General features: G+C 31.5%; 15 protein-coding genes. 10 read left to right on the top strand and 5 right to left on the bottom strand.

What is annotated here, in order from left to right; genetic code table 11:
- Positions 1-92: 92 nt before the first annotated feature.
- Positions 93-1,274 carry an ATP-grasp domain-containing protein gene (locus FEU33_RS01115; RefSeq protein ID WP_146547623.1) on the bottom strand — a complete coding sequence of 394 codons (1,182 nt, stop codon included), beginning with the start codon at positions 1,272-1,274 and terminating at the stop codon, positions 93-95.
- 869 nt (positions 1,275-2,143) lie between these two features.
- On the opposite strand from FEU33_RS01115, the gene FEU33_RS01120 reads away from it, so the two are divergent.
- A complete protein-coding gene (locus FEU33_RS01120) occupies positions 2,144-2,572 on the top strand; it encodes a disulfide oxidoreductase (RefSeq protein WP_146547624.1) in 429 nt (142 codons plus the stop codon).
- Positions 2,569-3,021, top strand: coding sequence for a thioredoxin family protein (locus tag FEU33_RS01125; protein WP_146547625.1), 453 nt, complete (start codon positions 2,569-2,571; stop codon positions 3,019-3,021). The genes FEU33_RS01120 and FEU33_RS01125 overlap by 4 nt, the downstream gene beginning before the upstream one ends.
- A 485-nt stretch (positions 3,022-3,506) precedes the next feature.
- Here the strand turns inward: FEU33_RS01125 and FEU33_RS01130 are convergent, their stop codons facing one another.
- From FEU33_RS01130 to FEU33_RS01140, 3 genes are all read right to left on the bottom strand, one after another.
- Positions 3,507-3,896: a hypothetical protein gene (locus tag FEU33_RS01130; RefSeq protein WP_146547626.1), complete on the bottom strand. Its 390-nt coding sequence runs from the start codon at positions 3,894-3,896 to the stop codon at positions 3,507-3,509.
- Positions 3,896-4,102 (bottom strand): helix-turn-helix transcriptional regulator, encoded by a 207-nt coding sequence (locus FEU33_RS01135; RefSeq protein WP_146547627.1) that lies wholly within the window; start codon positions 4,100-4,102, stop codon positions 3,896-3,898. The genes FEU33_RS01130 and FEU33_RS01135 overlap by 1 nt, the downstream gene beginning before the upstream one ends.
- Before the next feature lie 223 nt (positions 4,103-4,325).
- On the bottom strand, positions 4,326-5,072 hold the full coding sequence (locus FEU33_RS01140) for a putative immunity/bacteriocin fusion bifunctional protein (protein ID WP_146547628.1): 747 nt from the start codon (positions 5,070-5,072) through the stop codon (positions 4,326-4,328).
- 586 nt (positions 5,073-5,658) lie between these two features.
- Here FEU33_RS01140 and FEU33_RS01145 point away from each other — a divergent pair.
- From FEU33_RS01145 to FEU33_RS01170, 7 genes are all read left to right on the top strand, one after another.
- Complete coding sequence (locus FEU33_RS01145; protein ID WP_146547629.1) at positions 5,659-5,871, top strand: hypothetical protein; 213 nt, start codon at positions 5,659-5,661, stop codon at positions 5,869-5,871.
- 43 nt (positions 5,872-5,914) lie between these two features.
- On the top strand, positions 5,915-6,736 hold the full coding sequence (locus FEU33_RS01150; RefSeq protein ID WP_186731279.1) for a polyprenyl synthetase family protein: 822 nt from the start codon (positions 5,915-5,917) through the stop codon (positions 6,734-6,736).
- A gap of 1 nt (position 6,737) precedes the next feature.
- Positions 6,738-6,899, top strand: a complete 162-nt coding sequence (locus FEU33_RS18605; RefSeq protein ID WP_186731280.1) for a competence pheromone ComX — start codon at positions 6,738-6,740, stop codon at positions 6,897-6,899.
- Positions 6,880-9,093 (top strand): sensor histidine kinase, encoded by a 2,214-nt coding sequence (locus FEU33_RS01155; RefSeq protein ID WP_146547631.1) that lies wholly within the window; start codon positions 6,880-6,882, stop codon positions 9,091-9,093. The genes FEU33_RS18605 and FEU33_RS01155 overlap by 20 nt, the downstream gene beginning before the upstream one ends.
- Positions 9,086-9,712 carry a response regulator transcription factor gene (locus tag FEU33_RS01160; protein ID WP_146547632.1) on the top strand — a complete coding sequence of 209 codons (627 nt, stop codon included), beginning with the start codon at positions 9,086-9,088 and terminating at the stop codon, positions 9,710-9,712. The genes FEU33_RS01155 and FEU33_RS01160 overlap by 8 nt, the downstream gene beginning before the upstream one ends.
- Before the next feature lie 59 nt (positions 9,713-9,771).
- The gene (locus FEU33_RS01165) at positions 9,772-10,239 is read left to right on the top strand and encodes a VanZ family protein (RefSeq protein ID WP_146547633.1); all 468 of its coding nucleotides are present in this window, start codon (positions 9,772-9,774) and stop codon (positions 10,237-10,239) included.
- Positions 10,240-10,556: 317 nt separating this feature from the next.
- A complete protein-coding gene (locus tag FEU33_RS01170) occupies positions 10,557-11,456 on the top strand; it encodes an SDR family oxidoreductase (RefSeq protein ID WP_146547634.1) in 900 nt (299 codons plus the stop codon).
- Positions 11,457-11,612: 156 nt separating this feature from the next.
- Here FEU33_RS01170 and FEU33_RS01175 read toward each other — a convergent pair whose 3' ends face one another.
- The gene (locus FEU33_RS01175; RefSeq protein WP_146547635.1) at positions 11,613-12,512 is read right to left on the bottom strand and encodes a DMT family transporter; all 900 of its coding nucleotides are present in this window, start codon (positions 12,510-12,512) and stop codon (positions 11,613-11,615) included.
- Between the two features lie 1,079 nt (positions 12,513-13,591).
- On the opposite strand from FEU33_RS01175, the gene FEU33_RS01180 reads away from it, so the two are divergent.
- Positions 13,592-14,653 carry an iron-siderophore ABC transporter substrate-binding protein gene (locus FEU33_RS01180; protein ID WP_146547636.1) on the top strand — a complete coding sequence of 354 codons (1,062 nt, stop codon included), beginning with the start codon at positions 13,592-13,594 and terminating at the stop codon, positions 14,651-14,653.

The raw sequence follows: 14,653 nt of genomic DNA on the forward strand, positions 1-14,653 counted from the left end.
CTAGATATGAATCGCAACAGTTAGTATACGTTATTAAAATCATTGAACTTGCAACCGGCTTATCCTTTAAACATGATCAATTGAATTCTGCATTAACAAAAGTCAATGATTTTTATGTTATTTTCATGATCAATACTGATAATAATGCCGTCTTCTTCATTAATATCTCTTTTATACTTTCTTAGTTCCTTTTTTTGGTATTTATTGATAGGTAAAATGACTAGTTGTTGTTTTTGTCTTTGTTGATTATAAAAATCTTCATAAATTTTTTTATAATCAAATATGTTTTCTTTGTCTCTTGGATTTTCTTTTGCATTAGTATATATAGCTTCTCGGAAAGTTGTATCTTCTTTTTCTATATGGTTGTAATTTAAAAAATCAATAATGTAGTCGGTTATTTTTATGCCATTCTTGATTTCTAGATCTAAATACATGGGCATACTATTGCATTCAAGCAGGTAAAAATCTCCTCGACTTGTTAATTTAAAATCTAAACCAGAAAACTCAAGACCTAATATTTTTACGGCTTCTATACACAAAGATTGTATTTTTGAAGGAAGATTAATATTTTTATAATTTAAGTGACCATTTTGAAATAAAGGATCTGTTCTATAATCAACTGTAGATTTCTTAATATTGCTTTGAATTTCATGAGCAGATATCACTTTCCCATTTAAAACATAAACTCTAATGTCTTTTCCTTCAATAAATTCCTGGAAAATTACAGGCTCTTTAAAAATTGAGGCTTCCATATTTAACAAATCCTCTTTACTAAATTTTCTACAAAAATATCCACCAGTCAACGGTTTATATACTAATGTTTCCCCTACAGATTTCATAAATATCTCTAATTCTCTATAGGAATTTGTAATACATGTTTTAGGAATAAGCAAATTAGCATTCATAAGTTTATACAGCTGAAGGTATTTAGCGTTTTCTTCAGGAGGATTGATCATTCTAACTCCATTGAGTTCCATAATTTTAAGCCAACAACGTAAATTCTCTATTTGACTTTTGAAGCTTATGTATTCGTTATATGTATCTAAATAAGGAGCATCTAAGTTAGTAGGTGTAAATAACATATTGCCTCTTATATATATTGAACTAACATTTTCTATTAGTTTACCATTATAAATTAATTGATTGTCCCTAAAAGAATATTCATTACAATGTAAAGAGCCTAATTCTATAAAGGGTATATGTCTTTTTTTTAATTTGTATATTAGATAATTACAATGGAAATCATTCACAGGATTAAATATTAATAAAGACATATTATTACACTCCTTATGTATTAGAAGAGGTTATTCCAGATCATAATTCATTACATTCACGGAATTCCTTTTTTATGAAAGATTCGATTTTCATTAATACTTGATTTCGATACCCAAATTACAAAGCCATAAAAGATAAGCTGACTCATATTGAGCAATATTTGCCTTTTTGAGTCAGCCTTTTAAATTATAAATTCCAGAAATGCTCTTCTCCAAGAGCTAGAGTAGTCATAAATCCAGCAAGAGCAGGTTGATCCAGTTCGTTTGTAACTAGTTGAATTTTGTTCAAAGTCAACCCCCCGTATTCTTTTGGATTAATGCAATTTGTTCTTTATCTAGATTAATATTCATGGTAACAACTCCTTTTATAGATTTTCAGGCTATTACATGTATTTGAAAAATTACAATAATTAGCTTGTAATAAAAGATTACCACTCATCATTTCGACATCGCACCGACAAAATTTAGACGGTATACCGACAAAAATATGTCCTTGTTATTTGGTGGTTTTATACTAAAATGATTAAATATGAATAATTGTAAAGATATATTTTTGCAAATTTATTGAAATAAAACTCATATTAATAAAAAGGTTTTTCAAAAAGCTGTTAGTTTCCTAAAACCCAATAATATCTTTTGTTGGCTTTGAAAGACGTATTATCTAATTTTAAATTTTATAGGAAAGAAACTAGAGGAGCTTAGAAAGGGATTGACGAGGAAAAAAGCTTAGTTATTGTGTGTGGCATTTCAGAAAAAACAATAGAAAATATCGAAAAGGGGGATAATATACACCTAATTTACAAACTTTAGTAATGGTGTTACAGACACTAGAGACTGATTTTACTAATTTTTTTAGGAGATTATAAAAAATGAGAAAAAAAGAAGAAAATTTAATTTTATTAATGTTTATAGTATCGTTAATAGCAACACTTGGAAGTTTATATTTTTCGGAAATCAAAGGATTTGAGCCTTGTAAACTTTGTTGGTTTCAAAGGATTTTAATGTATCCTATGGCTATAATTTTATTTATATCCCTAATTTCTAAGAATATTAATATATGCTTATATACACTCGTATTTTCAACTTTAGGAGTAATTTTATCTGGAATTCACAATTTAATAGTAATTTTCCCTTCGTTAATAGAAAAAAATATTAGTTGTGGTTTAATACCTTGTAGTACAGACTATATCTCGTATTTTGGCTTTATTAATATACCATTGATGAGTCTAGTAGCATTTCTAATAATATTTATAATCAGTATGTACATATTTAAACTTAGACAGGAGAAACGCATATGAAAAAGGTCATTTTCTTTACTTCTCTTATAATAATATTTTTTTTGATATTAACATTAGTACATTTTAATAGAGACCAAGCTAGGCCTTCTAGTAACCCATATGGAAATTTAAAAATATCAGATGCTTCTAAAAAATTATTAAAAGATAAAAATTATGATAATGTAATATTGCCTAAAGAATTAAAACAGATTAAAAGTACTTCTGGATATGTTTATTTTTTTAGTCCGTTATGTATTCATTGTAGATACTTTACTCCACTAGTTAATAACACTTTTAACCATCAAAATATTAAAATAAAAAAATTTAATATTTATGAATTTAAAGATTTGGCAAAAACCTATAATATACAAGAAACTCCTACTGTAATTTATTATAAAAACGGGAAAGAAGTGAAAAAAATAGTGGGAGAAACCGATGGAAAGTCCTTATTAAAATGGATAAAAAGTTGAAATGTCTAATTTTAGCTAATTTTTTATGAAGGATAGTTACGTGCAAATTTCCATAAAGTGGTCTTTGAATATCGACCGATTTGTAAGTAGTTGTACTGATTTTTCATTTAGAGATCAGCCTTTAAACAATTCATGATCATAATGATGTGGACTTGATTATGCACCACTTGTTCCTGTACCCACAAAACTTTTTGATGTTCAAATGCTGTTTCCTCTATTTGAAAAACAGTTCAATTACCCAGTGGGGATTGTGAATATCTTCTTTTTAACCCATCTAGACCTGGTTGATTCATTAATAAATACAGTTCATTTCGAATACTTCTGATTGACCATGACCGTGTTCGTTCGCATTGGTAATGCATAGCCCCTTATTGAGGTTTGAAAAAATAAAATAACAAGAGATAAAGAGCTTTTTAGAAGTTGATAAGGAACGTAGATTACTGAGCTTTAAAACTTTAAGTTTTAAAGCTCAGTAAAAATATTTTTTATAGAATTTTATTGGAGATTAATCCCCCAATACCAATGATAATTAAACTTAATATAGGAAAAATAAATAAAGTTTCTGTATCTACAGTTGTGATATCTAAAAATAATAAAAAAATGATTACAAAACTAATTAAAACAAATAAAATAGGAGAAATAACCGCTACGTATGTAGTGATTATTTTTTTACTTCGTTCATCATAAAAAGAAACATCACTTTCTTTTTTTCTTTCATTAATCAAAAAGTAAATAAATAACACTAGGGATCCAACCAACCCACCGAGGATAACAGAATAGTTAACCTCACCTGTGATAAAATTCATTAAATATGCACCAGCTACACTTGTAAGAAATAAAGCTAAGACATACATAATTTTTGTTGAAAATTTCATCATTTATCCTCCTCTAACCAAAATAATTTATCCATAGAAATAGATAAATAATTCGTTAATTTTAATGCTAATTCCAAACTGGGGTTATATTTTCTTTTTTCAATAGCAACAATTGTTTGGCGAGACACTTTTAAATCTAAGGCCATCTGATTTTGAGTGATCCCCTTAATCTCTCTAAAGTATTTAATCTTATTATTTACACTCACAAGTTCTCTCCTCCGTTATTGTTGTTATAAACATAATAATATTTTTAATGCTGAATGTAAAGATATCTTTACATTCAGTGCAAAAAAAAGAGGTTAGAACAAAAAAACTTTTAAAATGAATAAACCGCATAAAATTGAATTTAAAATCCTTGACTTTATGCGGTTTTATTTCATGATTTATCCTAAATCAATTAGTTTTCTACTTATACCTAACCTTTTTTATTTAACTTACAGAACATCCAGCTGCAAATGCTAATTCACATGCTAGACCGGCTGCTATACCAACACCTGGTACAACAGCTGCTAGTCCTCCAAAGGCAGCTGCACATGCTATTATTCCAGATACACTACAAGCAAATGAAATTCCACTAAATTTGAATTTTTTAGCTTTCATAAGCGTTATTTTTGATGGATTATTTTCAGGTTGCCATTCAGTAATTTTATCATTTTTATTGTATTTTTCTAGATCTTCCGAAGATGTATCGTAGACTATTTTAGCATTTTTTAAGTTATTAGTATATTTAACAACTTGATATTGAAGTGGTTCATTATTTTTTAAATCAACTACTACGAAAAATTTATAGAAACTTTTGTTATTCTTTTTAATATAAAAAGCGTTTAAGATACCTACTTTTTCATAGGTTTTACCATCATCATGAGTATAATTTTTTAATATTAAATATGAATTTGCTTCTTGTTTAAATTCAAATCCTTTTTTTTCTATTGCGTTAATACTGGATTTAAAATAATCTTGTGTTTTTATAAAAGAGTTTTCAAGTATAGTTTGATCTTCTTGATTTACATCAAAAATAACATCTGTCCCATCTTTTTCAATCTCTTTAATCAATTCATTAGATCTAATTTCACATTGATTGCAATCATCTTCTGTTGTCTTAGCTTGAACAAAATTACTGCCCAATGTTGATATTGCAAAGACAGTAATTAAAAAAGTAAAGAATAATTTTTTCATTCAATATAGACCTCCCTATAAATTTTAAGGTTTCCATGTACTTGGAAAAATACAATTGTTTGCTAGCAATTAAAGCCTACCATCCATCATTCCGACATCGCAACGACAAAATTCATACGGTATACCGACAAAAATATGTCCTTGCCATTTGGGTATTTTGTGCTAAAATATGTAAATGTAAATAATTATAAAGGTGTATCATTTTTGGTAATAGTATAAGTATATTGAAATGAATTTCGTGATTCCGTCGTTCAATCAATCGAGGATGACATAGAGGATTCAGTGCTAAATACTTTCATTGACTTAGAAACTTTGGAGGAAAATTGCAGAGATCTAATGTGTATCGATATCATGACAAAAAATTAGGTAGTTCTTCACATACACCTCCAGCAAAAGGTTTCGAAAGAATGATAGTAGATTAATATTTAGAAATATATGGATATATTGTATTGAAATTCGTTTTTTAGCCTTTCAAAATGGTATGAGCTATGATATATCAACTTTTATCCTGCGTAACGGGCAAGTAAGACCCCGGACCTCAAGGTTTAGAGAGAAACGAGAAAATAGGTGGGCGATCAACTGCCGCATGAGCCCGATTGGTTCGACCAACAAGATGTTGGTCCCCTCAGGTGTTGCCACAGGACGTGGCGATTTTAACCTGAGTTCCTCTATTTCAACGGGGGATGAAAACCACCCCACTGATGGAAGTGTCATTTTACAGAGAAATGGAGGGATTCAATGGATATTGTTGTCATACAGAATAAGATTAATTTTTTTTAGAAGAAATCATCCAAAATGATAAAGATCTTGAAGAAGACTTAAAAGTATTAATCTCTAACTATGTGCGTACTAAATCTGTAGAGGAACGTCCTTTTGGCACTTTATGTGTGCTCCATTTTGAAAGTTTTTCACAGGAGAAAAATTTAGAAATTTATCTAGCGGCTGCTGCCATTGAAATGCTTATACTATCTTTGGATATCGTGGATGATTTACAAGATCAGGATTCTCAAGAAATTTGGATGAAAAATCCTTCTCATTCTTTGAATACCGTTTTATATATGTTGCATAAATGCATGCTGGTTATTTTAAAAACATCTTTCAAACACAAACACCAAGCATTAGAGATTATATGCAAATATGTCATGCGTAGTATAAATGGACAACAACTAGATTTACAAAATGAGGGCAAAAAAGAAGAGGTTTATTTGAAAATGATTGAAGATAAATCGGGCTCTTTGACAACTCTCAGCTGTCTTACTGGCAAAGTATTAGCGGATGGTCACATTGACGATCATTGTATATCTTATAGTATGGCGTTAGGGGCAATACAGCAAATTAACAATGATATGCATTGCTTAAAAACATGGGATGAAAAGAATGACTTCCTAAATGGGCGATTTTCTCTCCCTATACTCTATATTTTAAACAGATATTCCTTTTTCACTGAATATTTGATTAATGTTTATAAGTGCAAAGGAAAATTATTTATACCCTATAGCAATCCAGTAGATATATTTAACAATAGCTTAGCTTTTCAATATGCAAATCTAATAAAAAAAAGCTATCAGATAAAGGCTACTAAAAATTTGAATCAATTTGATTTAACCTTAGAAGCTAAAAGTTATATAAACAATTTTATAAATAATATAGGAGGAAGGAATTAAAATGTTAGAAATAGTTCAACATATTGAGGAAAACAATTTATTAGAAATTCTAAAATGCGGAAATGCTTCATTAATTGGATATACTACAGATGAACTCAATGAAATTATTAAAGTTCTTGAACTAAGTGATTTGGATATTTCATATGAATCTTATTGGAAATAAAATCTCACTAAATCAAATGATTAAAATTTTCTTTTACATATCTCTAAGTGTGTATATGTTAACCTTTGCATATACACATCCCTATTTAGGAATAAAGCTTGAAAATGTAAATAATTCTTGGCACTTCTCTAAAGACAATAAAGCGGATATATACGCTTCTTGGCTTCAAAAGAATCATATTAAGTATGAAGATGAAATTATGTTGGTAAATGGACAACGTTTAAACCACTCATCACCCTATTTAAAAAATGATGAATTAATGACAGCTTCTACTTTAATTTTGAAAGATAATGAAGGGGATTTTTATTCTGCAAAACTCCAGCCATTTGATATACTCTATTGGTCTTTGTTCACAGTTATAGTCCCAACATTCTATGCGGTATTTAGTTTAATTCTTTCTTTATATTTAATGTTTAAGAAAAAAGAAATTCCATTAATGGATTACTTAATAAATTTTTTACTAAGTACATCTTTAGCTTATACTAGTTCTCATTTATCCAGTTTAGGAAATATACTGGGGAGTATACTTATTTCCAGTTTTATGGTTCTTTCTTTAGCGATACTATGTAATTTCTTGATCCACTATATAAATCTGATTAAAAAAAAGAACTATTCTACTCTATGGACGAGATTGTTATATACCTTGTCGCTAATTCCTTTAGTGATGAATGTGGTTCCTTCTTTAAAAAGAGATGAGCCATCCGTTACTCTAACGATTTTTTTAATTTTGATCGTTTGTTTAATCACTATTACCTTTTATGGCATGTTCTATTTGAAAATACGTCCAATGTATTATATGTTCATAGGCATGTTACTTCCATTTGCACCATTTGTATTTTTTTATATATTACCGTATCTGTTAAATAAAAAGGATATTTTAAATCCCGAATATTGTGTAGTTTTTTTATTGCTTATTCCTTTTAATATTATAGCTTTACATATTGTAGAACAATTGTTCAATTTAACATATTATATTGCTCGTATAATGTACTATAGCTGGATTAGTTTGTTTTTTGTAATTTGGATTGTTTTGGGAACTTCAGTATTTATAAAGTTAGCCTTTTTTAAGGTTGCTTTATTTAGTATTTTCATATACTTTTCTACGATGATTTTCTTATATTTAAAAGAACACTTAGATTTTAAAAACAGAAGTGTTTTATTTACGATGAAGGGGAATCATATGCATGATTTATATAAAAATATTCGTATATTAAGCAAGAGCTATACATTGGAACAATCTTTGCAAAATGTAAAGCAAGTTGTGGAAAAATATTTACATATAAATGATGTGACGATTAGACAAACAGACACCTCCTGTGAAGAAGGCCACCTAGTTATTGGGAAGATGATAATCGAAAAAGAAAAGTACACAAGTTTGATTCATTGTGAGCATTCCAATTCTCTATATATTGATATTCCTAAGAAGTCGATTCATCTACAAAATGAACAAATCGTTTGGCTAGAGCTTTTTTATTCATATGTTGATAATTTTCTGACTAGCACGAAAATTATTGAAGAGCTAATGGAGCAATTACAAAAAGTATCTACAAAAAATGATTTTTTACCGAACTGGCTTAAGAAACTTATTTATATACGGGTGGATGAGGAAAAGTATAAAGTGGCGCAAGAATTGCATGACACCATACTACAAAAGTATTACCATATTGCACGGCAATTAAATATGGTCGTATCTTCTCAACCAGAGTTGAGTTCTATCTATCAGCAATTCATCGAAAGTATTACCAATTTACGTACTTATTGCGAAACATTAAAACCTCCACTTCTTGCAAAGCAAGGATTGCAGCCCGCACTTGAACAGCTTGCAAGAAAAATGGCTCTTGAAAGCGAATTTGATTTGGATTATTCTTTTGATCGGCTCTATTTAGAAAACGAAGATTTACCATTAACCATTTATCGCATTATTCAAGAGCTATTAAATAATGCTCAAAAACACGCCTGTGCTACGAAGATCATGATTCACTTAGAAGAGCTGGAAAATGGATGTATGATTCACTATGAAGATAATGGTGTTGGATTTGACAGAGAGCAGGTGAAAAAGGGCGAAACATTTGGATTGCAAGGAATTCAAGAACGTGTAGAAGCTTTTAATGGTTCAATGGACATCATGACTAAGCGATCAGAAGGAGTTAAAGTGCATATTGTATTTGAGGAGGAGTTTATAAAAAATGATTAGATTGCTTATTGTTGACGATCATCCACTTATTTTAGAGGGGACAAGAGCACTCTTTCAAAACGAAAAAGAAATATGCATATCAACGCAAGTCAATCCCCAAAAAGTCTTATCTCAAATGGCAATCGAAAAATATGATGTTTACCTTGTAGATGTTAATATGTCACTCATTGATGGTCTAACATTAGCTAAAGAAATCCGAGAATATCAACCCCAAGCAGCGATCATCTTATATACAGGTGATGATATTTCCAATTATTACTCATTTGTTTTAAATCAACAAGTGAATGGCGTTTTATCGAAAACGGCTTCCCAAAAAGAATTAATACGAATGGTTTATGAGGTGATGGACGGGAATATCGTCATTTCTAAACATTTTTTAGAATTTGTGAATCATCAGTTAAATCATGCTCAAATGAAAATGAATCTATCCAAAAAAGAACAACAGCTTCTAAGGTATTTAAATCAAGGATACACAAACAAACAAATTTCTGAGAGTTTGTTTGTTGCACAACGAACTGTAGAACGTTATCTTCAACAGTTATATTCGCATTTACAAGTTTCAGGTCGCGACGAAGCCATACAAAAAATGCATCAAGAGAAGTTACTTAAGAGTATGTAGTAAAAGCATTAAAAAGAGGTAAGCATTGAATAATGTCTGTTTAGGGAAGGGGTTTAGAGTTGAGGAATCTATTGAAAATTGCTTTAAAAGTTAGTTTCGGTATTTATTTATTTGCACTAGCAGTCATTTTGTTTATGAGTTCAAGGGGATTAGGATTCGCACATGAGTTGACTTTACTTGAGTATATAAAATATAGTTCAAATTTTGTTCCTTTTAAGACAATTAATACCTATATCAATGCTCTTCAAGATGGAACCATGAATCGAGATATTCCCATTAAGAATTTGTTAGGCAATTTCGTATTATTTTTACCAATGGGAATTTTTCTACCTATTCTGTTTAAGCGTTTAAGTATTTTTAAAAAATACATAATAACAATCATATTGGTATTACTATCAATAGAAATTATTCAAGTCATAACTAGATTAGGAAGTTTTGATATTGATGATTTGCTATTGAACTTACTAGGTGCTATTTTGGGATTTAGCATTTATAAGTTACTTGTACAATTGAAGATCATTAGGTAGGACAGTAACAAAAATCTAACTTAAAACTACTCGTAGAAAATGAGTAGTTTTTGTTTTGGTTCAAGTTTCTTTTTGGCATTCATAAAAGCCCTTGAATTTACCTCCCTCACACCCTTCCTATATTTTTGATGGTATGCATTTCCTTCTTTCTTATCAAGGCTAATTGATGTAATAAAAATAATAACGTCAATTGTATACGGTTGTTAAACTTGTTTTGGTGCTTGGCACGTTTGCTGTTAATGTCAGTGAAATAGTCATTTTACAATTTCTAAAGAATAAATTGAATTATGCGATTGAATCCGAGAGGAGAAATAGTCATGACTTATTTTATATATCCTTATATCGGGTGGAAGAAACAATGTAACAATGTTCCTGTTGTCTTTCCACCGCAGCATCAAGATAGACATCCGGGTTTTGAGTATTTGATGAATCCCCGTCCTTTATCAGAAAATCCTACTTATTTGGGGAGTCAGAAGCTGAAAAATAAGGTGGCGATTATTACGGGTGGGGACAGTGGAATTGGCAGGGCCGTAGCTATAGCGTTTGCCAAGGAAGGTGCTGACCTCGTCATAGCTTATCTAGATGAGCATCAAGATGCGGCAGAAACGAAACAAATCATTAACAATTTAGGCCGTCAATGTTTACTTATCTCTGTAGATTTGAGACAGGAGAGAAACTGTTATGCTGTTGTAGAAGCAGCGCTAAAAACTTATGGAAAACTGGATATTTTAGTAAACAATCATGGTGTTCAGTTTCATCAAAAAAGCATTATGGATATTACAAAAGAGCAGCTGATGAATACATTCCAAACTAATATTATTTCGTTTTTTGATATGACGAAAGCCGCTTTGCCTCATCTTCGTGTAGGAAGCTCCATCATTAATACGACCTCCGATACCGCATTTTCAGGTATGGCCAATATGATTGATTATACGGCTACCAAAGGAGCAATTGTTTCCTTTACCCGCTCTTTATCCCTTTCACTTGCTGATCAAGGCATTCGAGTAAATGCAGTAGCACCGGGACCAACTTGGACGCCGTTAATTCCCTCTGCATTTACGGCAGAAGAAGTAACCACATTTGGAACGGAAGTGCCATTGAAACGCCCAGGTCAACCGTTTGAGTTGGCTCCTGCATATGTTCTGCTAGCCTCAGAGGACTCGTCATACATATCAGGACAAATTATTTTCGTAAATGGAGGTTCCATCGTTACCTGATAAATTATTGGAGTGTATGGGGATTGAAAAAGCCAGGAGTAAATAAATTGGTCAAATTAATTGTTTTGTTGCTTAGCACAGTTTCAATGGAATGATCATAAGCCCTCCCTAAAAAGGATAAGGGGGCTTGTCAATTATAAATGAAATATGGCGTTATCACGTTTGACTAGCCACACTGTTTGATTTTGTTTTCAAGAAGATACCTACTCCAAAAATAGCGAGAACACCACCTATAGTTTGTAATAGGGTGATTCCTTCTCCTAATAGTAAATAGGCTAGAATGATCGCACCAATTGGTTCCCCTAAAATACTCATTGAAATGGTTGTAGCATCTACATATTTCAGTAGCCAGTTGAATAAAACATGACCAAAAATATTAGGGATGAAGGCAAGCAACAGAAATATAATCCAATCATTCTTAGCGTAATGGATCAATGAAACGTTATTAGCAAGATTGTAAAAGAGCAGAATAGTGCCCCCAATCAGGAATACAAATGTGCTATAAATGGAGGGTGGGATTTTTCTGCATAGGTTTTGTCCAGCTAACATATGGATCGCAACAGCTAGTGTACCAAGGATAGAGAGAAAATCGCCATATAAAGCAGTAGAAGATAATCCAATATCTCCAGAAGCGATAATGATCGATCCAGTAATGGCTAAACAGACACTGAATAATCCGATGGGGCTTGTCCTTTCTTTAAAGAGAAAGTATGCACCAATCATTACGAAGACGGGCTCAAGCGTTGTTAAAATCATGGAGCTTGCAACCGTAGTATGTTTTAAAGAATCCATCCAAAATAAAAAGTGAAGGCCTAAAAAAATGCCCGAAATAAAAAGCAACGTCCAATCCTTTATTGTTAGTTTTTTAGAGATATGTTTCATTTGCTTCCAAGGTAGAAAGGGGAAAAGAATGATGATTGTGAAGAACAATCGATACATACCTAAAATAGAAGCAGGGGCTTCAGACCATTTAACTAGAATGGATGAAAAAGAAATGGCAACAACACCGATTAATAATGGTATTGTTGGAGAAACAGGTAACTTGTTTTCAGTCATTTAAATCCCCCTCAATAATAAAGGCGATGCTGAAAACACTGCCTTGTTTTATCTAGCTTTAACGGACAGTAAGACCCCCACCTCAAGATGAAGAGAGAAACGAGAAAGATAGGTGGGGGGCAACTGCCCGTAAAAGTCCGATAGGTTCGGGCCAACAAGATGTTGGTTCCTCAGGTGTTGCCACAGGACGTGGCGCTTTTAACCTGAGTTCTTCTAGCTCAGTGGGGGATGAAGAAAACCCCTACTGATAGAAGCTTCACTTTATTTTGATTTTTAATTATTCTATCGTTGTTGATCTTCCATAAAATCCAGATTTTCTTTAATCCCTAATAATATGATTCCTCTTTTAAGCCATCGATCCTAGTGATCATTGTACTTAGCTTGGAAGGCCTTGTAGTATCTTTTTATTTACTCAATTCTAACATATCATGTATAAATTTGACTCCTATATCTACAGGTAAAAGAAAAAGTTCAATTATTAGGTCCATTAAAATCAATCTCCTCAGATATCCAATCTGTAAGAGGTTGTTTTTTATTTTTTAATAAAGGTACCTGAATCAATTTCATAAATCATTTTCTTCTTAAAAAATACGAACATTTAATAATAACTAATTTTGATAATTGTGGAGCGGAAGACGGCGACTCCTACGGGAAAAGCTTGAGCTGAAAGCCCCGCAGGAACGTAGTGACGAGGAGATTGAAGCCAAGCCCGTGGAAAGCGCCGTCTGGAGTGGAACAAAAACTTCTGAATATTAATGTTCATGTTGATTATAAATGTTCGTGTTTTTCATCTGGATTTTGCATTATGAAATTGATTTACCTAAAAATGCAAAGTTATTTTTAGATAGTGAGTACTAGTCCTAGTCAGCCTAATTAGAATAAAAACCTTCAATTACATGCTATTGTCAGATTTTTTAAGTATCTGACATAGATTCTGTCATTGACAATAAAATTAAAAACGGGTATTATATTTGAGAATGATAATCATTTACATGATAGAGCAGGGGATGATTCTCCATCTAGTTTATGTTTCATTGGTTACCATCACAAATGAAAACTAGAAAGGAATTAGATTACATATGCAAAAAAAACGAAAAGTACCCTTCATACTAATGTTAGTATTTTCAATAGTGGCTATCCTATCATTAGTAGGTTGTTCAAACGATTCATCTAAATCAGATGACAATAAATCTGCTTCTAAAACGGATTCTGAAGCAGCAGATGCTGAATATCCAATTACCATCAAACACGCTTTTGGCGAAACCGTTATTAAAAGTAAACCAAAACGAGTTGCTACGATTCAATGGGCGAACCAAGATGTAGCTTTAGCACTTGGCGTTGTACCTGTAGGTTTCTCGGCAGCTAACTACGGAATTAAGGATAACGACACAGGTATCTTACCTTGGACACAAGAAAAATTAGATGAACTCGGTGCTAAAAGCCCGAATGTTTATCAAGATACGGACGGTCTAGATTACGAAGCAATTGCTGATTCTAAACCAGATGTAATTTTAGCTGCGTACTCTGGAATTACAAAAGAAGATTATAAAAAGTTAAGTGAAATTGCTCCCGTAGTTGCATATAAAGATCAACCATGGGTAACTTCATGGCGTGATCAAGTGAAATACGATTCAATGGGTATGGGTATGGAAAAAGAAGGAGAACAATTAATTAAAGATACTGAAAAATTAATCGCGGATACTGCTGCAAAATATCCAGACATTAAAGGTAAAAAAGCCGCTTTCGGTATGTTCAATACAACAGATTTATCTAAATTCTACATCTACACACCATCAGATCCACGTGGGGAAATGTTAGAAGAAGTAGGGATGGAATATCCTGAAGGTATTAAAAAACAAATTAAAGATGATAGCAGTTTCTATCTTGAATTAAGTGCAGAAAATGCAGATGCATTAAATGATACAGAATTATTAGTTGTATACGGCAATAATACAACATTAAAAACGCTTCAAAAAGATCCTATTTTAGGTAAAGTTCCAGCTATTAAAAAAGGGAATGTTGTTGTCATTGAAGACAATACACCTCTAGCAGCCGCTGGTACACCAAGCCCATTATCAGTCAAATACACAATTGATGACTACTTATCTAAAATCTCAGACGTGGCAAAAAACGTTAAATAA

It is taken from the genome of Rummeliibacillus suwonensis, assembly GCF_007896435.1.
Classification (GTDB): Bacteria; Bacillota; Bacilli; order Bacillales_A; family Planococcaceae; genus Rummeliibacillus; species Rummeliibacillus suwonensis.